21 protein-coding genes are annotated in these 22,433 nt (G+C 53.9%); 10 read left to right on the top strand and 11 right to left on the bottom strand.

Features of this window, described 5'->3' with window-relative positions; translation table 11 throughout:
* Nucleotides 1-570: 570 nt before the first annotated feature.
* Nucleotides 571-1,287, top strand: a complete 717-nt coding sequence (gene arcA / locus AC2FCQ_RS16295; RefSeq protein ID WP_004949989.1) for a two-component system response regulator ArcA — start codon at nucleotides 571-573, stop codon at nucleotides 1,285-1,287.
* A gap of 43 nt (nucleotides 1,288-1,330) precedes the next feature.
* On the opposite strand, the gene creA is transcribed toward arcA, so the two are convergent.
* Nucleotides 1,331-1,810, bottom strand: coding sequence for a protein CreA (creA, locus tag AC2FCQ_RS16290; protein WP_209634961.1), 480 nt, complete (start codon nucleotides 1,808-1,810; stop codon nucleotides 1,331-1,333).
* A 345-nt stretch (nucleotides 1,811-2,155) separates the two neighbouring features.
* On the opposite strand from creA, the gene robA reads away from it, so the two are divergent.
* Nucleotides 2,156-3,025 carry an MDR efflux pump AcrAB transcriptional activator RobA gene (gene robA, locus AC2FCQ_RS16285; protein ID WP_209634959.1) on the top strand — a complete coding sequence of 290 codons (870 nt, stop codon included), beginning with the start codon at nucleotides 2,156-2,158 and terminating at the stop codon, nucleotides 3,023-3,025.
* Here the strand turns inward: robA and gpmB are convergent.
* Nucleotides 3,022-3,669: a 2,3-diphosphoglycerate-dependent phosphoglycerate mutase GpmB gene (gene gpmB / locus AC2FCQ_RS16280; protein ID WP_037420628.1), complete on the bottom strand. Its 648-nt coding sequence runs from the start codon at nucleotides 3,667-3,669 to the stop codon at nucleotides 3,022-3,024. The two genes, robA and gpmB, sit on opposite strands and share 4 nt — an antisense overlap.
* 110 nt (nucleotides 3,670-3,779) lie before the next feature.
* Here gpmB and yjjX point away from each other — a divergent pair, with 110 nt between their 5' ends.
* Nucleotides 3,780-4,319, top strand: a complete 540-nt coding sequence (gene yjjX, locus AC2FCQ_RS16275) for an inosine/xanthosine triphosphatase (RefSeq protein ID WP_209634957.1) — start codon at nucleotides 3,780-3,782, stop codon at nucleotides 4,317-4,319.
* 17 nt (nucleotides 4,320-4,336) lie between these two features.
* Here yjjX and trpR read toward each other — a convergent pair whose 3' ends face one another.
* Both trpR and sltY read right to left on the bottom strand, forming a co-directional pair.
* Nucleotides 4,337-4,666, bottom strand: coding sequence for a trp operon repressor (gene trpR / locus AC2FCQ_RS16270; RefSeq protein ID WP_209634955.1), 330 nt, complete (start codon nucleotides 4,664-4,666; stop codon nucleotides 4,337-4,339).
* A 55-nt stretch (nucleotides 4,667-4,721) separates the two neighbouring features.
* Nucleotides 4,722-6,650, bottom strand: a complete 1,929-nt coding sequence (gene sltY / locus AC2FCQ_RS16265; protein ID WP_490308645.1) for a murein transglycosylase — start codon at nucleotides 6,648-6,650, stop codon at nucleotides 4,722-4,724.
* Between the two features lie 383 nt (nucleotides 6,651-7,033).
* Between sltY and AC2FCQ_RS16260 the strand changes: the two genes are divergently transcribed.
* From AC2FCQ_RS16260 to ettA, 5 genes are all read left to right on the top strand, one after another.
* A complete protein-coding gene (locus tag AC2FCQ_RS16260; protein ID WP_265555815.1) occupies nucleotides 7,034-7,408 on the top strand; it encodes a hypothetical protein in 375 nt (124 codons plus the stop codon).
* Nucleotides 7,392-8,006, top strand: coding sequence for a regulatory sequestration protein YfiR (gene yfiR / locus AC2FCQ_RS16255; RefSeq protein ID WP_209634946.1), 615 nt, complete (start codon nucleotides 7,392-7,394; stop codon nucleotides 8,004-8,006). Before AC2FCQ_RS16260 ends, yfiR begins: the two co-directional genes overlap by 17 nt.
* Nucleotides 8,003-9,250, top strand: a complete 1,248-nt coding sequence (gene dgcN, locus AC2FCQ_RS16250; RefSeq protein WP_209634944.1) for a diguanylate cyclase DgcN/YfiN — start codon at nucleotides 8,003-8,005, stop codon at nucleotides 9,248-9,250. Before yfiR ends, dgcN begins: the two co-directional genes overlap by 4 nt.
* A gap of 160 nt (nucleotides 9,251-9,410) precedes the next feature.
* Nucleotides 9,411-9,908 (top strand): outer membrane lipoprotein YfiB, encoded by a 498-nt coding sequence (yfiB, locus tag AC2FCQ_RS16245; RefSeq protein WP_037420612.1) that lies wholly within the window; start codon nucleotides 9,411-9,413, stop codon nucleotides 9,906-9,908.
* Nucleotides 9,909-10,173: 265 nt separating this feature from the next.
* Nucleotides 10,174-11,841, top strand: a complete 1,668-nt coding sequence (ettA, locus tag AC2FCQ_RS16240) for an energy-dependent translational throttle protein EttA (protein ID WP_037420609.1) — start codon at nucleotides 10,174-10,176, stop codon at nucleotides 11,839-11,841.
* Between the two features lie 29 nt (nucleotides 11,842-11,870).
* Here the strand turns inward: ettA and AC2FCQ_RS16235 are convergent, their stop codons facing one another.
* On the bottom strand, nucleotides 11,871-12,782 hold the full coding sequence (locus AC2FCQ_RS16235) for a LysR family transcriptional regulator (RefSeq protein WP_209634942.1): 912 nt from the start codon (nucleotides 12,780-12,782) through the stop codon (nucleotides 11,871-11,873).
* A 98-nt stretch (nucleotides 12,783-12,880) separates the two neighbouring features.
* On the opposite strand from AC2FCQ_RS16235, the gene AC2FCQ_RS16230 reads away from it, so the two are divergent.
* Complete coding sequence (locus AC2FCQ_RS16230; RefSeq protein ID WP_404760388.1) at nucleotides 12,881-13,882, top strand: zinc-binding alcohol dehydrogenase family protein; 1,002 nt, start codon at nucleotides 12,881-12,883, stop codon at nucleotides 13,880-13,882.
* On the opposite strand, the gene AC2FCQ_RS16225 is transcribed toward AC2FCQ_RS16230, so the two are convergent.
* The 4 genes from AC2FCQ_RS16225 to serB form a co-directional block, all read right to left on the bottom strand.
* On the bottom strand, nucleotides 13,876-15,351 hold the full coding sequence (locus tag AC2FCQ_RS16225) for a glycosyltransferase family 39 protein (RefSeq protein WP_490308646.1): 1,476 nt from the start codon (nucleotides 15,349-15,351) through the stop codon (nucleotides 13,876-13,878). The two genes, AC2FCQ_RS16230 and AC2FCQ_RS16225, sit on opposite strands and share 7 nt — an antisense overlap.
* A gap of 127 nt (nucleotides 15,352-15,478) precedes the next feature.
* A complete protein-coding gene (gene nadR, locus AC2FCQ_RS16220) occupies nucleotides 15,479-16,753 on the bottom strand; it encodes a multifunctional transcriptional regulator/nicotinamide-nucleotide adenylyltransferase/ribosylnicotinamide kinase NadR (protein WP_209634937.1) in 1,275 nt (424 codons plus the stop codon).
* A 56-nt stretch (nucleotides 16,754-16,809) separates the two neighbouring features.
* The gene (gene radA, locus AC2FCQ_RS16215) at nucleotides 16,810-18,195 is read right to left on the bottom strand and encodes a DNA repair protein RadA (RefSeq protein WP_020825123.1); all 1,386 of its coding nucleotides are present in this window, start codon (nucleotides 18,193-18,195) and stop codon (nucleotides 16,810-16,812) included.
* A gap of 145 nt (nucleotides 18,196-18,340) precedes the next feature.
* Complete coding sequence (serB, locus tag AC2FCQ_RS16210; RefSeq protein ID WP_209634935.1) at nucleotides 18,341-19,318, bottom strand: phosphoserine phosphatase; 978 nt, start codon at nucleotides 19,316-19,318, stop codon at nucleotides 18,341-18,343.
* A gap of 104 nt (nucleotides 19,319-19,422) precedes the next feature.
* Here serB and AC2FCQ_RS16205 point away from each other — a divergent pair, with 104 nt between their 5' ends.
* A complete protein-coding gene (locus AC2FCQ_RS16205; RefSeq protein WP_490308647.1) occupies nucleotides 19,423-20,109 on the top strand; it encodes a YtjB family periplasmic protein in 687 nt (228 codons plus the stop codon).
* A gap of 17 nt (nucleotides 20,110-20,126) precedes the next feature.
* Here the strand turns inward: AC2FCQ_RS16205 and yjjJ are convergent, their stop codons facing one another.
* A complete protein-coding gene (gene yjjJ / locus AC2FCQ_RS16200) occupies nucleotides 20,127-21,470 on the bottom strand; it encodes a type II toxin-antitoxin system HipA family toxin YjjJ (RefSeq protein ID WP_404760386.1) in 1,344 nt (447 codons plus the stop codon).
* Between the two features lie 139 nt (nucleotides 21,471-21,609).
* Nucleotides 21,610-22,341: a purine-nucleoside phosphorylase gene (gene deoD / locus AC2FCQ_RS16195; protein ID WP_061807400.1), complete on the bottom strand. Its 732-nt coding sequence runs from the start codon at nucleotides 22,339-22,341 to the stop codon at nucleotides 21,610-21,612.
* Nucleotides 22,342-22,433 lie beyond the last annotated feature (92 nt).

The raw sequence follows: 22,433 nt of genomic DNA, 5'->3' as shown, positions 1-22,433 counted from the left end.
CAAGCGTGCAACAATAATCCCGACAGCCACGATAGATAGGGTTAAATGCGTTATTGGCCTGATAAAGAGAGCGTAATACATATTATTGCTGCTTATGATTTACTACCATTATAAATCAAAGTGTTAAAAGCCCCCCTTTATCAATAAGCCGATAATTCTACCCCATTAGGCGCGACAATGCTGAATCGTACACAGAATTTATGCTTCTGTGACTTAAACTGGCATTTCTGTAAGTGTTTTTCACAAAACTGTTAACGTGCTACAATTGAATTTGATATATGTCAACAAAGCTTAGTTTTGTTGGGTGATGAATTCGGTACGCACTGTTATATTGCTGTTAATAGGGTTAGGATATGCGCCGTTTTGGCACCTTTGGGGTTGTAGGGAATAGCACCCCCACCAAGCTAGCGATCTTGTTGACATGAGATGGAAAGTGCATCAAGAACGAGTTTACGTACTGTAGTCATTTGTTAAGAGGGAACGTGAGCGCTAATCTCTGCCCTCCGCCAAGAAAACAAAGACTTCTGTACTTCCTATTTTCTATTTTGTTGGCAATTTTAGGTAGCAAATATGCAGACCCCGCACATTCTGATTGTCGAAGACGAGTTAGTCACTCGTAACACCCTGAAGAGCATTTTCGAGGCGGAAGGCTACGTTGTTCATGAAGCCAATGATGGTGCAGAAATGCACAACATCCTGTCTGAAAATGATATCAATCTGGTTATCATGGACATCAATCTGCCAGGCAAAAACGGCCTGCTGCTGGCGCGCGAACTGCGTGAACAGGCTAGCGTCGCGCTGATGTTCCTGACCGGTCGTGATAACGAAGTTGATAAGATCCTCGGATTGGAAATCGGCGCTGATGACTATATCACCAAGCCGTTCAACCCGCGTGAACTGACCATTCGCGCACGCAACCTGCTGTCTCGTACCATGAACCTGGGCAGCGTCGGCGAAGAACGCCGCCTGGTTGAAAGCTATAAATTCAACGGTTGGGAGCTGGACATCAATAGCCGCTCACTGATCAGCCCAGCTGGCGAACAGTACAAACTGCCGCGCAGTGAATTCCGCGCCATGCTGCACTTCTGCGAAAACCCGGGCAAGATCCAATCCCGTGGCGAACTGCTGAAGAAAATGACCGGCCGTGAGCTGAAGCCGCATGACCGTACCGTGGACGTGACCATCCGTCGCATCCGCAAGCACTTCGAATCAACGCCTGACACACCAGAAATTATCGCCACCATTCACGGTGAAGGTTACCGTTTCTGCGGCGATCTGGAAGAGTAAGTCTCCCGCGTTAAATAGTTGGGGTTCCCTCGAACCCCAAATCTTATTTTGCCTCACCCCAAGGGATGATCGGCACCGCACTCAACGCGTTCTTCGGTGAACCATCCACCACTCGGTCTGAATAGCTCAGATAAATCAACGCATTGCGTGTCGCATCGTAGAAACGCACGACCTGCAGCTTCTTAAACACCAAGGATGTTCGTTTCTGGAACACGACGGTACCTTCCGCCTTGCCATTCTTAATTTTATCGTTCAGCTCAATGGGCCCAACCTGCTGGCAAGAAATGGCCGCATCCGCAGTGTCTTCCGCTAATCCCAGCCCGCCTTTAATGCCACCGGTTTTTGCCCGGCTGATATAACAAGTTACATTTTTGACATCAGGATCGTCGAACGCTTCCACGACAATTTTGTGGTCTGGACCAAAGAGTTTGAATACCGTGTCGACTGACCCAACCTGTTCAGCCTGCGCCGTATTTACTGTTGCGCAAACTAAACCAAACAAAAATATCCATCCTTTTTTCATTCACTTAACTCCAATAGCCAGAACCTAAAGAAATAGGCGCTGGCAATCAATATTGTTTATGTTTTAGGTCACAGAATAGGTTTTCTTCTGGTCCGCACCGATCTTTTTAGCACAGAGCGTGAAAAAAATCTTTGGGAGTCTCGGAGGAAAAAAATTGCTATTATGCGGCGTCGTTATTTCTTTTCGCCCGTTTAAGGTGTGCCCCTATCCAACTCTTGCGCAACCCGCAGCAAGAGGTAAAGAGTGCTACGCAAAATGGCTCATGGATTGGTCTGATAGCGCAAAGCACCAGCGTAATGAATAAACAGTTCGGGTCCTTACCCTAAAGCTCTACGAGGAAGATCTATGGATCAAGCCGGTATCATTCGTGATCTGCTTAGCTGGCTGGAAAGCCATCTGGACCAACCCTTGTCGCTAGACAACGTGGCGGCTAAAGCGGGTTACTCCAAGTGGCATTTACAACGGATGTTCAAAGATATTACCGGTAACGCCATCGGCGCTTATATCCGGGCAAGGAGATTATCCAAAGCTGCGGTGGCGCTGCGTTTAACCAGCCGACCTATTCTGGATATCGCCTTACAGTATCGCTTCGACTCGCAGCAGACATTCACACGCGCATTTAAAAAACAGTTTGCGCAAACGCCAGCGCTATATCGCCGTGCAGAAGACTGGAGCGCATTCGGCATTTGCCCGCCAATTCGCCTGGGTGCCTTTACCCTGCCGCAGCCTGAGTTTATCTCTCTGCCGGAACAGCATCTGATTGGCCTGACGCAAAGCTATTCCTGCACACTTGAGCAAATATCCAACTTCCGTACCGAGCTGCGTTCCCAGTTCTGGCGCCAATATCTGGGCGAAGCAGACACGCTGCCACCGGTGTTGTACGGGTTGCATCATTCGCGCCCAAGCCAGGAAAAGGATGACGAGCAGGAAGTGCTGTACACCACAGCGCTGGAGCCTGATCACGTGCCGGCAAAAATACAGGCAGGCCAGCCGCTCGTACTGCAAGGCGGCGAATATGCCATGTTCAGCTACGAAGGCCCGGCTTCAGGCCTACAAGACTTTATTCTGACCCTGTATGGCACCTGCCTGCCAGCACTCAAACTCACGCGCCGTAAAGGGCACGACATTGAGCGCTTTTATCCAAAAGGTGACCGTAGGCCACCTCAACCGCCAACCGAGATCAACTGCGACTACTTGATCCCGATCCGTCGTTAGCGTTGCAGTTCGTCCAACGCGGGCATGTCCAAATGCGTGACATCGCCCGCGGTTTCAACGATCCAGCCAGAAGCCAGCCATGGGCTCTGCTGATAGTCGACACGCGACAGCGAACAGTTACGCAGGCGCAGGCGGCGTTCAGCATAAGCCGGCAATCCGAGTACGGTGCTGATCAAACACCCCAAAGCGATACCGTGGCTGACGATCAGCGGTTTGCTGCCCTCAGGCAACATCAGGCAGCTTTCCAATGCCGCACGCATACGTTCGCCCAACTCACTCATGGATTCGCCTTGAGGGATGCGCCCGTCCGCAGTACCATCGACCATCTGCTTGCGCCACTGTTCTTCCTGCGGCGTCAGGCTGTCGATCAAGCGCTCTTCCAGCACCCCCATATGCAACTCACGCAAACGTGGATCGTTAATCACCTCGCAGCCGCAAGCCTCTGCGATGATTTGTGCAGTGCGTCGGGTGCGCCCGAGATCGCTGGTAATCACATGCGTAATGCCTTGTTTGCTGACACGCTGGGCAACCAGACGAGCCTGATGTTCACCGTTGGCGGTTAACGGGCTGTCGGACTGGCCTTGGATACGGCGAGCCGCATTCCATTCCGTTTCGCCGTGGCGAACGAGGTATACCTGTAACATTTTGCTTTTCCGTTATACTGCGTGAAACCTGAGTTTATCTTCGTCAGAAACCGCTTTCGCACATGCCTGACGTTTGAATAGGCTCTTAGCTTAAGGATGCCAAACCCGTTATGTATCATGTTGTCGCTGCCACTACCAACCCGGCAAAGATCAAGGCTATTCAGTTGGCTTTTGATGACACCTTTGGCGCAGGCCAATGCCGTATTGAATCAGTCGACGTCGCCAGCGGCGTCTCACTGCAACCCATAGGTAATCTCGAAACCCGCACCGGGGCACGCCAGCGTGTAATGGAAGCGCGGCAAGTACGCCCAGAAGCCGACTTTTGGGTCGGCGTGGAAGCAGGTATCGAAGAGAATATGACTTTCGCCTGGATGACGGTCGAAAACCCACACACCCGCGGCGAATCGCGCTCAGCCAGCCTGATGTTACCAGAGACAATTTTACAGGGAATTCGCGCTGGTCGCGAATTGGGGAGCGAGATGGCGGCCATCACCGGCAATGCTGAAGTGAAACGCCAGGGCGGCGCTATCGGCATCTTTACCGATGGGCGGTTAAGCCGCACCAGCGTTTACCATCAGGCGCTGTTGCTGGCGTTGGTGCCCTTCCACAATTCAATCTACCAAAACCACAATAACGCGCCGCAGAAGTAGCCCTGTTGGGCGTTACGCTACTGCGTATCGCCCAACAGCTGCTGTTCCAGCCATTGCTTCAGCGCCGGTGTCGCCGCCTTCAGGCTGTTCGAACCCCGGGTGATAGTGGCAATGCCTGCCCCCAGTTCATTTTTCAGCTCACGCTGGCTCATCTCACCGCGCATCAGTTCCTGGATGATCCGTACCCGCGTGCCTAACGCCGTGCGTTCATCTGGCGTCAGCAGCAGTTGCATCAGAGGCTGATGCAGTTCTTGTGCAAACGCGTTTTGCAGCAGCGCAACAAAGCGCAGCCAATCCTCATTACCTTGTTCTGAAAGAGCCGGGTCGTTAAGTGATAATTGCGTCATGGCAAGCCACCATACTATTTAACTAGTACAGCAGCATACCATAGCGCCGTCAAAATCAATAACGCCTCTGCCACTCCGCATCGGTCAGCACTTTGGCTGGTCGGTGCATGAGATAGCGATAAAATGCATCGTAAGCCAACACGTTCTTCACGTAAGAACGGGTTTCCGAGAACGGGATGCTTTCGACAAACGCCACCGCATCGACTCGCCCTTCACTGTTGCCCAACCAGGTGTTTACGCGGGATGGGCCAGCGTTATAAGCCGCCGACGACAGAATACGGTTTCGCCCAAACTGCTGGTAAACGTACTCCAGATAACTGGTGCCGATGGTAATGTTGACCCGCGGGTCAAGTAATTGGCTTGGGCTTGAGTAACCCGGAATATTGTACATTTCAACGGTATGCTGCGCGGTTCGCGGCATAACCTGCATCAGGCCGCTCGCCCCCACCGGGGATTGCGCTTTTGGGTTCCAGGCGCTCTCTTGGCGGGCAATCGCCATGGCATAGCTCGGCGTTATCCCCTTGTCGTCGGTCGCAGCACGGAACTCTTGCGGCCAGGCCACCGGGAAACGCTCTTCCAGGTGATCCCACAACTTACCGACGATGGTCGCCTGCACGCTAAGATCGGCCCATTTCTGCTCGAAAGCATAACGCGCCAGCGCTTCCTGTTCTGGACGACTGCGACTGGCCACAAAGGAAGTCCACTCGCTGCGCGCCAGATTGTCCATATTCCAATACATCAACTCACGCACACGGGCAATTTCCGGCCCGTCCACCAGCGACGCGCGAGGTTTCGCCGCCACAGCGACCATAACCGGGTAAGTCGTATTCAGCTTTTGCGCCGCTACCATGGGATAAAAGCCGCGTTCAGTCATCAGGCGACGCAGGATCTCTTCACCTTCACTGCGTTTGCCCTCGTCCAGCAAAATACTCGCACGCCAATAGCGCCATTCATCTTTATTACGTGACTCTTCTGGCAGGCGAGCCAACCAGGTCGTTACGCCTTGGCGATCGCCATTACCCAGCGCCATGCGCACACGGCGTTCCAGTAGCGTGGGGGATTGGCTGCGCAGGATCACCTTATCGCGCCATTGTGTTTGTTCAAAGGTAGCGTCACTGCCCATCAGACGCCACGCCACCGCTTCTTCCAACCCCAGTCGTTCGCTGTCACTCATTTTTTGCAGGCGAGCGAGCGTTGGGATCATCGCGCGGGCGTTTTCGACATCCTGACGCGCCAGACGTTCGAAAGCGATGCTGGTCGCCGCCCGGGTAAAGTCAGTCGGCCCCACGCTGCGAGCAAAGGACTCCACCGTCGTCGGATCATTTTGCAGCCGTACCAGTGCGTCGCCCATTGTCTGATAATCTGAGGGTAACTGGCGGTAAAGGCTGTTCACCAATCCGCTGTTCCCTTCTTTCAGTGCCAGCTTCATACGCTCCAGGATAAGCGACGGCGTTTGCTTACCCGCCCCCTGCCAAACGCTGAACAGCTTGTCACAGGCGCCCGGCAACGATTTGCCGCTCATCCAAACGTCGCTTGCACCACTCCAGGCCGCCTGCTGATCGCCCGTGGCCCATTTGGCGTAGTAATAATTACAACGCGCAGCAATAGGTTTCGGCGCCTGTGGACTGAAAGCCAACAGACTGCGCCAGTCTTCACGCCGTGCCAGCTCATTAACAAAGCGCGGAGCTAACGATTTGGCAGGCGGCAGTGTCGGGTGCTGCTTAATAAAGTCATTCACCTCAGAGAACCCCGCCTGGCTGAGATCTTGCGTCAGCTCGCGGTACTCCAGGTAAGGGTAAAGTGGATAATCGCGCAACGTCGGTATCAGTTGTGCCACGACACCCATTTGATTACTGTCCCACGCCTGCTTAATCTGCAGGTAACGTTGACGCTGGGCATCCAGGGAATCCGCCAATGTCGCGCCCGAAAATGCCGTCAGACACAGGCCCACAGCCCAAAACCGCCACTTGTCTACCTTGACCATACTGACTCTTTCCTCGCTAATGCTTATGTGTTGCCAGAGACGACGCCCCCCGTTGCCGCGCTACGCCAGCAGTCAACGGACGGGGAAATCGGCTCTCCGAGTGTTTCACGTCCTGTCGTGGAAAATCACCGTCATCACGCCAGAACAAAAGGGTGCGCTAAGCGACCGGCTCAGCCATCTATCATAGACAGCACGATTGCTTATCCATTCACTACTGTAGAAGAAGTTTATCGTCACGATGGGCTATAGGTAAAAAAGGTTTACCGTCGCTGACAAATAAAATAAAGCTGGCGGCAATTTCTGCCGTATTAATCATTTTGGCCAGGTGTTATCACTGAAAAATGACGCGCTCAGCCATTATTAATGACGACGTCGATAATAAGATGAAGTCATTTGAAATTATTAGCCACCATAGAATTCCACTGTCGGAACAACGAAAGAACGATGTTGCGCAAACCGCTGAATCCCTGACCTGCTGCACCAACTTTGCTGAAAACGCCTGGCAAACTCGGGTGCACGTTTTTATACTGTTAAAAAAAGATAAGATAATTCCGAGAAAACGGCACATAAAGCGCGCAACCGAGATATCTTATAATACAATCCGCGCCAATTATGGGTTAGATAGTGTTCATCAGGCAGTGCGATTGACAGTTTTCAGTAAGATAATTATCCCTTCAACCGGGTCAGGCTTCTCATTGTTACGTTGCCGCAACAGTGCGCGGACGTGGGCAGGAATGGCAGATGAAGATGGCGAATAATGCCGCGTTATTGGCAACCTGCGCAAAAAACTCATTTATGAGTTTCATTTGCGCACGTCTAAATTATGGTCGCTTATTGTCGCTGCTTCTTGCCACACTGCTGGTCTTTCCCAGTTTAGCCAGCCCCGAGACGGCCGATCCCTATAAAAATCGCACCCATGCTGTTACCACCGTGGTCGTTGGCATTATCAGCTACGCACGCTGGAACAGTGAACCCAACCCGATACGGTTATGCGTGACGGCGCCAACCCAGTATGACAAGGGCCTGTTCGATCCCATTCTACTGAGCGCCCCTCGGCCAATCAAAACTGAGCGTATTCCCTTCGATAGTCCACTGCTGAGCACCGGCTGTGATGTGATCTATCTGGGTAATGTCAGCGCCAGCCAAAAACAGAACTTTATGCAACGCATTAGCGGACGTTCCATTCTCAGCATCAGTGAGAACGACGGTGAATGTTCTGCCGGCAGCGCGTTTTGCCTGCAGATCGAAGGTGACACCGCCAGCTTTAAAGTGAACCTTGACGCACTGGCACGCAGCGGCGTACGTGTTCACCCTAACGTGCTTCAACTGGCACGCAAACAGGCGCCTCCGTTATGAAGTGGTTGCGCAAGAACAGATCGGGTCAATCACGACCTACGCTGGGCGGGGTGTTGCAACGCGTACATCTTGCACTGGCGTTGATTGCTGTCGGCACCGCCGGGATTTTCCTGACGTTGGTCGCGCTGTTTGCGCTACGTGCCTATGCCAACCACAACTTGCACCTGATCGCGCGCTCCATCAGCTATACCGTCGAAGCTGCTGTCGTGTTTGAAGACCGCACCGCCGCACGCGAAGCGCTGGTGCTGATCGCCTCCAATGAGGAAGTGTCAGAAGCAAAAATCCTGAACAATAACGGCAAGGTGCTCGCCAGTTGGCGTCATCCTAAAGACGGTCCTTTACACGGTATGGAGCAAGTCGTCGCTCACTGGGCGCTACCGGAACCGGTGATCCTGCCGATTACACATGAAGGCAAAGTGGTCGGTAAAGTGTGGCTTAGCGGGCATGGGGGTAGCCTACTGCGCTTCCTGCTGCGCGGTATGGTGGGGATGCTCGCCTGTCTGGTGCTCAGTACGCTGTGCTCATTGGTTCTTTCCCGCCGCATGTTGCTAGGGATTGTCAGCTCATTGGACGATATTGCTAACGTGGCACATGCGGTGCGACGCGATCGTACATTTGGTCTGCGGGTGCCTTCTGCCCCCATTGCCGAACTGCATGAGTTGAGCAGTGACTTTAACGGCCTGCTCGACGAGCTGGAAGCCTGGCAAGCGCATCTGAAACAGGAAAATGACTCACTGACGCACCGGGCGACCCATGACAGCCTTACCGGTTTGCCAAACCGCGCGTTCTTTGAAGGCCGACTGAGCCGTGCGTTAGGAGACATTAAGCCAAAAGAAAAACTGGCGGTGCTGTTTATAGACGGCGACCGCTTCAAGGAAGTTAACGACAGCTACGGGCACGCCGCCGGCGACGTAGTACTGACCACCATTGCCGGGCGTATTCGCGCGCAACTGCGTGAAAGCGATCTGGTGGCACGTTTAGGAGGTGATGAGTTCGCCGTATTGTTGGCGCCGGTCCACACTACGGAAGATGTGCTGCAAATTGCCGATAACATTATCGACTGCATGACCCAACCGGTAATTTTGCCGAACAACGAGACGGTGATTTCCTCTCTGAGTATCGGTATTGCGCTTTACCCTGAACATGCGGTAACGCCTCAGGGGCTCTTGCACGAAGCTGACGATGCCATGTACCAGGCAAAACATCGTTATAACGGAGGCTGGCGGCTAGCAATACAGAAATAAAGCCCCGGCGATACCCAACATCATTGGCGTTGCATCAAGGCGGCCAGAACGTCAGACCCAAAGCACTGACTGAAGTCAGTGACTGGGGCGAGCGCTCGCAGCCAACACAGATGCAGCATCAAGAATGACGGGTATATAAAATAAAACTAGGGATTTGATTATGATACAGCAAACACTAAAACGCCGTTTTTCACTGCTGACGATGATGTTTATCGCCTTGTTAGCCCTTGCCGGCTGCCAGAGCAAACCGCAGGGCTTAACCCCTGAGCAAATTGCGCTGTTGCAGTCACAGGGATTCAAACTGACGGATAACGGCTGGGAATTTGGACTGTCCGACAAAGTACTGTTTGGTAATAACGTCGGCAAGCTGAACCCGGAAAGCACCGAAACGGTACAAAAAATGGGTCGCGCACTGATGAGCGTTGGCATCACCCAATTCCGTCTGGACGGGCATACCGACAATTACGGTGAAGACAGCTATAACGATCAGCTGTCGCTGCGCCGTGCCGATGCCGTCGCCGACTTGCTGGCCAGCGTAGGCATTCCTCGCGCCAATATTGAAACGCGGGGTATGGGCAAGCGCGATCCTGTAGCCGATAACCGCACTTCCAGCGGTCGTGCGGAAAACCGCCGCGTCGCGATCGTCGTCACGCCTTAAGCAACCAATATGCGCCTTCACGGGCGCATAAAGAGTTATACTTGGCGATCGCGGAGTGATGTCTGGGATCCGCTTTCGAAACGGGCTACACTCCGCAGCCAGACATCCTATCTACCCCAAATAATTGGCGTTGCATCGCGACGGCAACTAAATGCATCCCCGGAGCGTACGCGTAGTCCGTGACAGGGGTAAATGCAGGCAGCCAACTAAGATGCAGCACCAAGTATGACGGGTATAAAAACTGATATAGAGAGGCTAGAGCAACGTGGCTCAATACGTCTATACCATGCATCGCGTCGGCAAAGTGGTTCCGCCGAAGCGTCACATCTTGAAAAATATCTCTCTGAGCTTCTTCCCTGGCGCCAAAATTGGTGTGCTGGGTCTGAACGGCTCGGGTAAATCCACCCTGCTGCGCATCATGGCTGGCATCGATACCGATATCGAAGGTGAAGCTCGCCCGCAGCCAGGGATTAAAATCGGCTACCTGCCACAGGAACCGCAACTGAACCTGGAGCATACCGTCCGCGAGTCGGTCGAAGAGGCGCTGGCGGAAGTGGTTGGTGCTCTGAAACGCCTGGATGAGGTGTACGCGCTGTACGCTGAAGAAGGCGCTGACTTTGACAAGCTGGCCGCTGAACAGGGCCGCCTGGAAGAGATCATTCAGGCTCATGATGGCCACAATCTGAATACCCAGCTTGAGCGTGCCGCCGATGCGTTACGCCTGCCAGAATGGGACGCGAAAATCGCCAACCTTTCCGGTGGTGAGCGTCGACGCGTAGCGCTGTGCCGCCTGTTGCTGGAAAAACCGGACATGCTACTGCTCGACGAACCAACTAACCACCTGGATGCTGAATCCGTGGCTTGGCTGGAACGCTTCCTGCACGACTTCGAAGGTACCGTTGTGGCGATCACGCACGACCGTTACTTCCTCGACAACGTGGCCGGCTGGATCCTCGAGCTTGACCGTGGTGAAGGTATTCCATGGGAAGGTAACTACTCTTCCTGGTTGGAACAAAAAGACGCTCGCCTGGCACAGGAAGCCTCTTCTGAAGCCGCTCGTCGTAAATCCATTGAGAAAGAGCTGGAGTGGGTTCGTCAGGGCGCTAAGGGCCGTCAGTCTAAAGGCAAGGCCCGTTTGGCGCGCTTTGAAGAGCTGAACAGCACTGAATACCAAAAGCGTAACGAGACCAACGAACTGTTTATCCCACCTGGCGCACGCCTGGGGGATAAAGTCGTTGAAGTCAGCAACCTGCGTAAGTCTTACGGCGACCGCGTGCTGATTGACGATCTCACCTTCGCAGTACCTAAGGGCGCGATTGTCGGCATTATCGGCCCGAACGGCGCCGGTAAATCGACGTTGTTCCGCATGATGTCCGGTCAGGAACAGCCTGATTCCGGCAGCATCGTGTTGGGCGATACCGTTAAGCTGGCCTCGGTCGATCAGTTCCGCGACAGCATGGACAATGCCAAAACCGTCTGGGAAGAAGTCTCCGGCGGTCAGGACATCATGCGTATCGGCAACACTGAAATGCCAAGCCGTGCCTACGTCGGCCGCTTTAACTTCAAGGGCGTCGATCAGGGCAAACGCGTAGGCGAGCTGTCCGGTGGTGAGCGTGGCCGCTTGCACCTGGCCAAGCTGCTGCAGGTTGGCGGCAACGTGCTGCTGCTCGACGAACCGACCAACGACCTGGACATCGAAACCCTGCGCGCGTTGGAAAACGCCCTGCTGGAATTCCCAGGCTGCGCGATGGTTATCTCGCACGACCGTTGGTTCCTTGACCGTATCGCCACCCACATTCTGGATTACCAGGATGAAGGCAACGTCGAATTCTTCGAAGGCAACTTCACCGAATACGAAGAGTACAAGAAACGTACGCTGGGCGCTGAAGCGCTTGAGCCACATCGTATCAAGTACAAAAGAATCGCCAAGTAATCCGAAAGGCGCCGCATGCGGCGCCTTTTTTAATCCCGCGCCAGCTCGCGGGCGTAATCGTCAAATACCGGGTGTTGCAGCACAACGTCAATAAAACAGGCCAGCGCCGGCGAATTCAGCTTGCGGCTCGGATAGACCAAATACAGCTCATTACCTTCTGCCTGCCATTCCGGCAGCACTTCTACCAACTGCTTCTGCGCGACCACCTCACGGCTAAGAAATGCCGGCAAGAGGGTTATCCCGGCCCCGGCAATGGCACATTCACGCGCGTACAGCAGGTTATCGGTAATATGCCGCGTCGGCAGCTGCCAACGGAAATATTCATCCCCCCGGCGCAGGTTCCAGGCCGGCCAGGAACTGTGTGCAATACACCGATGCTGCTGCAACTGCTGCGGGTGAAGGATCGGTGAGTGCTGCGCCAAATAAGCCGATGAGGCCAGTAAATAACGTGGCGCATGGCCCAAACGGCGGCCAATCAGTGAAGAGTCCTGTGGCTTGCCGGTCCGCAGCGCTGCGTCATACCCTTCCTGCACCATATCTACCATCGCATCAGACACCGACACTTCCAGTGAGACATCTGGATATTGGCGTTGAAAATCCGCAGTCAGCCGCGGTAACAAGGTTGCGCCTAAGCCTGCGGGGGTCGATATACGTAACCGGCCGCTGGGATTATCACGCAACCGTTGCAGCGCCAGGTCTGCCCGTTCGGCGGCGGTGAGCATTTCCTGACAGTGTTCCAAATAACGCTCACCGGCAAAGGTCAGGTTGAGCTGACGGGTGGTGCGATTCAGTAACCGCAGGCCCAGCGTTTGTTCCAATTGGCTAATCCGCTGGCTGACGCTGGATTTTGGCAAAGCGGCGCGTTTGGCGGCGGCGGTAAAACTGCCGCACTCGGCCACCAGCGCAAACAGCGCCATGTCCTGTAACTGTTTAAACCGCATTGTTCACCTCAAACGAACACTTAGTTAGTTATTGTCCATCTTATCACTCCCCATCAAGAGGTCTACACTGTGGCTATTCATTCGAAAGGAGCACAGTCATGCCGATTAAAGCCATTGCCGTAGACCCAAAAAACCCCGCAGCCTTCATTGAGATCACCCCGGAAAAGCCCACTCCCGGTCAATACGATCTGTTGGTGGACGTTAAAGCGGTGTCGGTCAATCCGGTGGACACCAAGGTCCACGCTGGCCTGCAAAAAAGTGGCCTGCAACAGCCGCGCATCCTCGGCTGGGATGCCAGCGGTATCGTGGTTGACGTGGGCAGCAGCGTCAGCGGCTTCAAACCCGGCGACGAGGTCTGGTACGCCGGCGATATCACTCGTCCAGGCAGCAACAGCACCCTTCAGTTGATTGACTCTCGTATCACGGCCCACAAGCCGCGCAGCCTGAACTGGGCAGAGTCCGCCGCCATGCCGCTGACTGCCCTGACCGCCTGGGAGGCTTTGTTCGAACACCTGAAAATTCAGGACGCGGCAGCAGGGAAAACCCTGTTGATTATTGGCGGTGCCGGTGGCGTGGGTTCGCTGGCGATCCCCTTTGCCGCACAGCGCAGCCAGGTGAAGGTGATTGCAACCGCCTCACGCCCGGAATCAGCAGCCTGGTGCCTGGAGCGCGGCGCCGATCTGATCGTTGATTATCACGATCTGAAAGGCAACCTTGCACAGCAAGGCATTGAGAACGTGGATTATATTCTTTGCCTGAACGACACCGACGGTCACTGGAAAGCAATGTCTGACTTGATCGCGCCGATGGGCCACATCTGCACCATCGTAGAAAATGCGCAACCGCTGGACCAGAGCGCCCTGAAGTTGAAAAGTGCGGCACTGCACTGGGAATTAATGTTTACCCGCAGCATGTTCAACACGCCGGACATTGCCCAGCAAGGTGAGATCCTCAAGCACGTCGCGCAGCTGCTCGACGAAGGGAAGTTAAGCACCACCCTGAGTGAGACGCTGCATGGGTTGACGGTAGACAACCTGACCGCCGCGCATGAAAAACTGCGCGACGGCCATATGCAGGGCAAATTGGTGATTGTTTACTGATGAGGCAAAGCGCGTGGCGTTATGGCGTCACGCGCCTTTTCCGGCCGCACAAAAGCAATGCACACCGGTTGCGGCGCAGCTTTAGGATCGGCTTGGAACGGCAGGCTTTGCTGCACGTCAATGCGTATCTTGGGCCAACTGGCCAGAGCGCCATCGAAATCCGTTTGCTCACAGGACTCCCCCAAGTGACCAAACAGCACGGCCCCGTGCTGCGCAATCTGCGCATAACTGACATGGGCGTTATAAATGTTCGGCCGCTCATGATTGGACCAACGCGTAATCGTCTCCGGGCGCGAAGCGGCATACACCGTCATCCATTGTGATAAATAAGCGCCACCGACATAATTTAATTCCATTCCGTAATGTTGCAACCAACGCTGTTCAACTCCAGCACTGAACGCCTTGATCCCCACCATCTTTTGCCCGGCATTACGCACGTTGCCGACCATGATGGCGGCATAACCCAAATAAATCACCAGCGCTGCGCACATCATCCCCACGACAGCACTGCGCAACGAACGGTGAGGCGGTTGTTTTACACAACCCACCAACAACGCGGGAGCCAACACAAAGAAAGGTTGCAGCCACTCAGTCAATCGGCCCCCCACATTGAAGGAAAACCAGAAAGTAATAATGCCCAGCGGCAACAGATAGATGCCTAACAGCACCCGCATCGAAGGATCGTCAGGCCAGGCCAGCACCACTCCCGCACGTCGCAAAATCAGCCACAGGAACAATGACGGATAAAACACCAACAGCAGCGATTGCAGCATATCCAGGTTTAACTGCATTTTGACTTGCGAGTCGACCCACTTGAATGCGGCAAAGTCATGCTGCCACAGCCAAACCAGGTTTGGCACGACAATAGCCAGCCAAGCAGCAACTGCGAGGTAAAACTGAGGCTGTCTGTAGCAGCGGCGAATATGGGGTATAAACAGCGTCGACAGGAAAGCGAAATAAACAAATGCAAAGGTTGAGTACTTCGCCATCGTCGCCAAACCCGCCGTGACGGCAAACGCCAGCCACCAGTTAGCGGAACGGGTGATCGCCAGATGAAAGCACAGCATCATCCAGGGCCACAGCATCACCAGCAAATAGTTGTCGTTATAGGGGATAATATCGAAATTAATGATGCCTGAGAGGTTCAGCGTCAACAGTGCCAACCAAGCCAGCCGGGTGCTGCCACTCAGGTGCCGCGCCAGAAGCCATACCCCCAGCATACCTATGGCGATTGCCACAAAGTGGCTCGCATACCAATAGATATTTAACGGCAACCAGGGCAACCAAATCACCGGGTGCATCGCTACACCCACTAGCCACGGGTTTTTCGGCGAGCCCCACTCTGCATTGATGCCCCAGTTTACGGCTTCGACAGCATCGTAAGGCACGGTTGGATCGAGGTGAACAGTCAGCAGTGTCCAGGCAGCGGCATAGAACAGTAACCAGATAGCAAGTAAGCGATACGTCATAGTCTCTACGGCATTTGTTTCGACGAAACGCTTAACCTAATAAATGATTAATGAACCTTAACTAAACAACAGTGAAATCCAGCGTTTAACGGCTAATTTTGCCCAGGTGATCACACATTGGGCGACATCAACCAATGACGTGCTGATTTTCAGGTGCCGCTATCAAACGGCTGGCGTCGGCCGCCAACAGCTGTTTTACCAAGTCGACACAGCGCAGGAAACGCTCGTCATAGCCGCTGGATTCTACGTGCACGTACTCGATATTATTGGCGCGCAGCATCTCCTCCAACAACTGCTGGAAGGCTTTGCGATCGTTGGGATTGCCGAGGCTCCGCAGGCCGTCCGCCACCCATGGGGTGTTATTTTCCAAGAGTATCACCAGATCAAACCGATACTCATCAATCAGCGCCTGCACAAAGGGGTGCTCCCTGCCTTCGTACTTCTTGCAGAATGCCTGGGTGGTAACAAAGTCAGTATCGATAAACGCCACTTTATTGGCATATTTAACCGCGAAATCAACGTATTGAGCCTGACCCAACGCGATCTTGTCATAGTCAGAATACTGCAACGCCATTTCATCACCACCCAGGTGCGAGAACACATAGTCGCGGCCATATTCCCAGGCGCTGGTGGTATTAAAAATGTTCGCCAGCTTATTCACCAACGTCGATTTGCCACTCGACTCACCGCCGAGAATCGCCACGGTGCGGACAAAGAAGGGTTTCACTTCGGTCGGGATATAGTCCCAATAGCGGAACGGATCCTGGCGGATCTGGCTGCCGCTGATATTCATAAATGAACGTTCTGGATCGATCAGGATGGTTTCAATCGCCAAATGTTCGCGATAACGCGGGGCGTCCTGCGCCTCGCTGGAATAGATAAAACTCGGCACGATGGCTTTCTGTTCCAGAAAAGCTTTCATCCCGTCGCTCCATACATTCCAGCCGTGCGGGTAGGGTTCAATACCCTGCTCGTCGAATGAATGAATATGGATGTTTTTCTGGTACTTGAAGGTTTGCAGTAGCCAGCGCAGACGATCGCTGACCGTCGGCTGCTGCGACATCGAGCTATTGTCGAACAGCTCCCGATCGCGCGGTTCGTCGTGGCACAGGATCACGTGCAGTTCATCTACCTGGCTGCAGGCACGTTGAATCAGGTAAATATGGCCAGTATGCAGAGGGTAAAATTTACCAAACACCACACCGACCTTTTTCTCACGACGCGGAAACTCCAGACCCAGATAACGGTGTAGCGCTTCCAGTTTCTGGGCGCTCGGGCTTTTGATTTTGTCGTTTAACAGCTGGCTAAGATAGCCTTTGGTCATGCCACTGGCATCTGCCACCTGTTGCAGGGTACAGTTCTTCTGCTTAATCGACGCCTTCAGGTAATCAAATTGCCGCATAGCCCCTCCGTTTAGTATGCTAAACAAAATAGCATAATCTTCACCCCGCGTGGCAATTAATAAAACTGTTCCAGCACGTCAAGTGCATCCGCCAGCTTCTTCACGCCGAACACCTGCATGTTGGCCGGCGGTTTTTTCGGTACGTTGGCGTGCGGTACGATAGCCCGTTTGAAGCCATGCTTGGCCGCCTCAGAAATACGCTCCTGACCACTGGGCACCGGACGGATTTCTCCCGCAAGACCGACCTCACCAAACACCACCAGATCGTTTGGCAGCGGTCGATCTCGCAGACTGGATACCAGCGACATCAGCAACGCCAAGTCGGCGCTGGTTTCACTCACTTTCACCCCGCCGACGACGTTAACAAAGACGTCTTGATCGGACATCTGCAAGCCACCGTGGCGGTGCAACACCGCCAGCAAGATAGCCAGGCGGTTTTGCTCCAGGCCAACCGCCACCCGCCGCGGGTTGGACATCATGGAATGATCGACCAGCGCCTGGATCTCTACCAGTAACGGCCTTGTGCCCTCCCAGACCACCATAACCGAACTGCCTGAGGTCACCTCATCACCCCGGCTCAGGAAGATGGCCGACGGGTTGCTGACCTCACGCAGACCTTGTTCGGTCATGGCGAACACGCCCAGTTCATTCACCGCACCGAAGCGGTTTTTGTGGCTGCGCAAGGTACGAAAACGCGAATCGGCATCGCCGTCCAGCAGTACCGAGCAGTCGATACAGTGCTCCAAGACTTTCGGCCCGGCCAGAGAACCGTCTTTGGTCACGTGGCCAACCATCACTATCGCCACACCGCGTGTTTTGGCAAAGCGCGTCAGATAAGCGGCAGTTTCACGCACCTGTGCCACGCTGCCCGGCGAAGACTGAATATCCGCCATGTGCATCACCTGGATGGAGTCAATCACCATCAGCTTTGGCTGCTCCTGCTCGGCGATCAGGCAGATCTGTTCGATACTGGTTTCCGACAGCATATTCAGGCCCCCCGTCGGCAAACCGAGACGGTGGGCACGCATGGCAACCTGTTGTAAGGATTCCTCACCGGTAACGTACAGGGTCTTCATTTGTTCGGACAGTTTGCATAATACTTGTAATAGCAACGTACTCTTACCGGCACCGGGATTACCGCCAATCAGGATCGCGCTGCCCGGCACCACTCCCCCACCCAGCACGCGGTCAAACTCAAGAAAACCGGTAGAGAAACGCGGCAACTCTTCGAGACTGATATCCGACAACTTTTGCACTTTGCTGATGCCAGCATCGCCGGCATAACCGCTAAGGCGCTCGTTGCGAGAAGAAGAAGACACGGCAGCCAGGCGCACTTCTGTAATGCTGTTCCAGGCGTGACAAGCGCTGCACTGCCCCTGCCAGCGCGGATAATCAGCCCCACACTCATTACATACAAACGCCCGTTTTGCTGCTTTTGCCACGTATTACCTCAATCATTTTTTATACGCTAGATAATTGGAGTTGCATCAAGGCAGCCAGTGCGGGAATCCTCAGGAGCTTACTTAGGTAAGTGACTGGGGGTGAGCGCACGCAGCTAACGCGGAGGCAGCTTCAAGTATGACGGGTTTAGCGAACTTCGTGTTTCAGGCTGCCGGTCAGTACACACAGCACACCGATAAGGTCAGCATGGCGAATCGACACCTGCGCCTTCTCATACACTTTCGGTTTGGCGTGATAGGCGATGCCTAATCCGGCAACCTGCATCATTTTCAAATCGTTGGCACCGTCGCCGATGGCGACAGTTTGCTGTATTGGGATGCCCAGCTTTTCGGCCAACGCAACTAACGTATCCGCTTTGAACTGCGCGTCGACTATCGGCCCCAAAACGTCACCGGTCAGCTTGCCGTCACGGATTTCCAGCTCATTGGCCGCCACCGCGACCAATTTCAGTTTGTCGCGCAGGTACTCGGCATAATAAGTGAAACCACCAGAAGCAATCGCCACATGCCAGTCCATTGCCTGTAACTTACGCACCAGGCTGATCAATCCAGGCATCAACGGCAACTCATCACGCACCTGCTTGAGAATATTGGCATCGGCACCTTTAAGCGCACCTACGCGCTGGCGCAGGCTGGCAGTAAAGTCCAATTCGCCTCGCATCGCACGCTCGGTGACTTCCGACACTTGCTCGCCCACGCCTGCCAGTTTGGCTATCTCGTCAATGCATTCAATCTCAATTGCGGTCGAATCCATATCCATCACCAATAACCCTGGAGTGCGCAGATGCGGGATCTTGCCGAGCGGCGCCACATCCAGCCCGCTCTCTGCCGCCAGCAGCTTGGCGCGCGCCGTCAACGTACCGGCCAGACGCACAACCTGATAATCCTCAACACACCAGGCGGTCACGATCACCATCGCCGCACCCAACTTACGCTGGAAATCGGTGATGCGCGTTTTGTTCAGTTCTCTGCCATATAATAGCCAACCGGTATGACCCGCCCGATAATCCAGCGGCATCACTTCGTCACCGCTCAGCGAAAGGGGAAGACCCGGCCATTGAGAGATCTCTGCCGGGAGATCGCAATAGGTCAGACTATTCGACATCCTTAACTCCTGAAAAAACACTGCATGATAAAACGACGCATCAAGCTATCCTATCGCCATTGCTTCTGGCAACATAAAGTGTCCAAGATGCCCAAGGAACCTGCATGGCTCGCGCTAAACTGAAATTCCGCCTGCACCGCACTGCTATTATCCTGATTTGCCTGGCTTTACTGGTTTTGTTGATGCAGGGTGCGTCCTATTTTAGCCTGAGTCACCAGTTGGCGCGATCCGAACAGGTGGAAGAACTGGCACAAACGCTGACCAAACAGGTCGCATCGAGCCTTGCTCCCCTGATGGACGACGACAGCGATGTCGACAATCAGCGCATCAATGCCATTCTCAAACAGCTCACCGATCACAGCCGTATTCTGGACGCCAGCGTCTATCAGCTTGACGGCACATTGATTTCCCATGCCGGTGAGCAAATAAGTATACGCGATCGCCTGTCGCTTGATGGCAAACGCGCCGGGAGTTACTTCAACCACCAACTGGTGGAGTCTATTCAGAGCAAAGACGGCCCGATTGGCTTTATCCGCATCACGCTCGATACCCACGTGCTGGCAACTGAATCCAAACAGGTGGACAACACCACCAACCTGCTGCGCCTGATGATCCTGCTGGCGTTGGCGATCGGCATTATTCTGGCCCGAACCTTACTGCAACACCGTCGCAGCCGCTGGCAACAGTCACCGTATCTCCTGACCGCCAATACCCCCTTGGATGAGGGTAACACGGTGGAAAATGACGATGACGAACAGCCGGAAGATAAGAAAGAAGAGAGGAAGCCTTAAACCGGCAGACAGCCAGTTTAAGCCATGCGCTGGATGTGTTCGTTCAGCCCCTGAACCTGTTTCAGCATCTGCTTGGCAATATCGCGGAACGCTTCGCTGATCGGTTCATGTTGTGACACACGTTGCCAAAACTCCAGCGCCATCAATTCGGCCTGCCGCCAAACAGCACCCTTGACCTCATGGCCCAGTCGGATCTCCACCGCTTGATGACGCATGTTACCGCTGCTGGTTGGTGCAAATGCCATCGGCAACATATCATACAAAGGTGCTAAAACCACTGGCCGCTGTTCGGGGCGTAGAAACGACAAGTTACCCTGATGCATATCGCTATTGGCAATTAACCTGCCAAATGCCCAATACAGAGCCATTCTCTGACAGGTATGGCGATCTATCACACCCTGTTTCAATAACCCTTCAGCCGCTGTGGCCCAATTGGCATTACCACTACCGCTAAACTCGGCATCCAATGCTTCCAACGAAACCATCGCCACCCGACCAAAGGGACCGATGCGATCGAACCGTTCAATTTCCAGAAAACACTGCCGATCTTCACCCAGCAAGATGTCACTTTGTGCCGCAGGCAACCCCGCCTCCGCCACGACCTGCAACGCCAGTGACTCTGCAATAAGCAAGTCGCTCCAACGCTGAGCATTAGGGTTTGTCGGAACCGAACTGAACTTAACCAGCACATGACGACATCGGCCGCCCTTCAGTTCAGCATAAGCGATAAACTTGGGTTGCTCGCCACCGGCAGACGATCCAACCAGTTCCCCCGCCAACGCCTGCTTAGCCAGTTCCGCGTAACGAGTATTTTTATCCAATACCGGTACAGCGCTCTCTGGACCCCTTACCAACCAGCGTTGATAGCTGCCATTGCCGGGCAGTAGGTTGCCGCTCATGTCGTCACCAAAGTGGCAAAGCGCCAATAGGCGCTGATCTTCATTCCAGAGCTGCGTATCTTCCGGCAAACGCAGTACTTGCGAGACGGCTTTCCCCCAGGCTCGTCCAAGAAAGCCTATCGGTCGCAGATCGTTTAGGTACCAAGGCAAACCGTCATAAAGATGCCACTCGCCATTTTGCTCATGCTGAACGGCATAGCAGCCCGCCGGATAGACAGGATAAAGTGTGAGCAGCTTAGAAACCTTGCCCAGTTCATCCACCTGATACAGCGGAAAATACGACTCCCCTCCCACAACCCGGCACAATGCATAGCGGGTGGCGCGACCTTTGCCAACGGCCAATACCCTGCCCGCCAGGTCGCGAATACGGCGCGACAACGTTGGTTGGCTAATGCCCAACGCATCGGTAAGCACTTTTGACGCAGCCGGGCCATTCCGCAGAACCTGCTCAAGGGTAGTCATAATTGAATAGATTGGTGAATAGATTGATGAATAGATTAATAGCGCTAATTACCTATAAGGTAAAGTTTTTCAAATAATAAGTGGGGCAGGATGAATAGATTTATCCGAGGCGCGGCAGGGTGCCGCGCCCGCAGTGTTATTACGCTTTGTCACCCAGCAGTACAGATTCCAGCGCGATAACGATCATTTCGTTAAAGGTGGTCTGACGCTCTGCCGCGGTGGTCGCTTCATGACGCAGAATGTGGTCTGAAACGGTACAAATGGTCAGTGCTTTACAACCGAACTCTTCGTACATCTCCGCAGCCACACCGTAGATGCCGGCGGCTTCCATTTCCACACCCAGGATGCCGTACTTCTTCATCACCTGGAACATGTCTGGATCTGGCGTGTAGAACAAATCAGCAGAGAAGATGTTACCCACGCGCGCCGGGATACCCTGCGCTGCCGCTGCGTCTACTGCGTTACGCACCATGTCAAAATCGGCAATCGCCGCATAGTCATGATCCTTGAAACGCATGCGGTTCACTTTGGAATCAGTGCAAGCACCCATACCGATCACCACGTCACGCAGTTTGACATCGTCACGAACCGCGCCACAGGAACCCACACGGATGATTTTCTTCACGCCGAATTCGGCAATCAGTTCACGCGCATAAATGGAGCAAGATGGGATCCCCATACCGTGGCCCATGACAGAGATCTTACGACCTTTGTAAGTCCCGGTGAAGCCCAGCATACCGCGCACGTTATTCACTTCCACCGCGCCTTCCAGGAAAGTTTCCGCGATGTATTTTGCACGCAGCGGATCGCCCGGCATCAGTACTACGTCAGCGAAATCACCCATTTCAGCATTAATATGCGGCGTAGCCATAATTGTCTTCCTTTAGAAATCGTATTGAATAAAAACGTCAAACATCCAAACCATTGAACGCCAAACTGCAGTGTTCTCACTCGCGGGCGAGT

It is taken from the genome of Serratia sp. CoH_134_PS_4 (assembly GCF_058190535.1).
Note: the sequence above shows the minus strand (reverse complement) of the source record. Positions and strands in the feature narration are given on the sequence as shown.

What these genes read in the sequence shown, in the direction of transcription:
- deoD (WP_061807400.1), bottom strand. Translation starts at nt 22,341, where the DNA reads ATGGCTACGCCGCATATTAATGCTGAAATGGGTGATTTCGCTGACGTA.
- sltY (WP_490308645.1), bottom strand. Translation starts at nt 6,650, where the DNA reads ATGGTCAAGGTAGACAAGTGGCGGTTTTGGGCTGTGGGCCTGTGTCTG.
- robA (WP_209634959.1), top strand. Translation starts at nt 2,156, where the DNA reads ATGGATCAAGCCGGTATCATTCGTGATCTGCTTAGCTGGCTGGAAAGC.
- yfiB (WP_037420612.1), top strand. Translation starts at nt 9,411, where the DNA reads ATGATACAGCAAACACTAAAACGCCGTTTTTCACTGCTGACGATGATG.
- nadR (WP_209634937.1), bottom strand. Translation starts at nt 16,753, where the DNA reads ATGCGGCAATTTGATTACCTGAAGGCGTCGATTAAGCAGAAGAACTGT.
- AC2FCQ_RS16260 (WP_265555815.1), top strand. Translation starts at nt 7,034, where the DNA reads ATGAAGTCATTTGAAATTATTAGCCACCATAGAATTCCACTGTCGGAA.
- gpmB (WP_037420628.1), bottom strand. Translation starts at nt 3,669, where the DNA reads ATGTTACAGGTATACCTCGTTCGCCACGGCGAAACGGAATGGAATGCG.
- AC2FCQ_RS16205 (WP_490308647.1), top strand. Translation starts at nt 19,423, where the DNA reads ATGGCTCGCGCTAAACTGAAATTCCGCCTGCACCGCACTGCTATTATC.
- yfiR (WP_209634946.1), top strand. Translation starts at nt 7,392, where the DNA reads ATGAAGATGGCGAATAATGCCGCGTTATTGGCAACCTGCGCAAAAAAC.
- AC2FCQ_RS16225 (WP_490308646.1), bottom strand. Translation starts at nt 15,351, where the DNA reads ATGACGTATCGCTTACTTGCTATCTGGTTACTGTTCTATGCCGCTGCC.
- serB (WP_209634935.1), bottom strand. Translation starts at nt 19,318, where the DNA reads ATGTCGAATAGTCTGACCTATTGCGATCTCCCGGCAGAGATCTCTCAA.
- dgcN (WP_209634944.1), top strand. Translation starts at nt 8,003, where the DNA reads ATGAAGTGGTTGCGCAAGAACAGATCGGGTCAATCACGACCTACGCTG.
- creA (WP_209634961.1), bottom strand. Translation starts at nt 1,810, where the DNA reads ATGAAAAAAGGATGGATATTTTTGTTTGGTTTAGTTTGCGCAACAGTA.
- trpR (WP_209634955.1), bottom strand. Translation starts at nt 4,666, where the DNA reads ATGACGCAATTATCACTTAACGACCCGGCTCTTTCAGAACAAGGTAAT.
- arcA (WP_004949989.1), top strand. Translation starts at nt 571, where the DNA reads ATGCAGACCCCGCACATTCTGATTGTCGAAGACGAGTTAGTCACTCGT.
- yjjX (WP_209634957.1), top strand. Translation starts at nt 3,780, where the DNA reads ATGTATCATGTTGTCGCTGCCACTACCAACCCGGCAAAGATCAAGGCT.
- AC2FCQ_RS16235 (WP_209634942.1), bottom strand. Translation starts at nt 12,782, where the DNA reads ATGCGGTTTAAACAGTTACAGGACATGGCGCTGTTTGCGCTGGTGGCC.
- AC2FCQ_RS16230 (WP_404760388.1), top strand. Translation starts at nt 12,881, where the DNA reads ATGCCGATTAAAGCCATTGCCGTAGACCCAAAAAACCCCGCAGCCTTC.
- yjjJ (WP_404760386.1), bottom strand. Translation starts at nt 21,470, where the DNA reads ATGACTACCCTTGAGCAGGTTCTGCGGAATGGCCCGGCTGCGTCAAAA.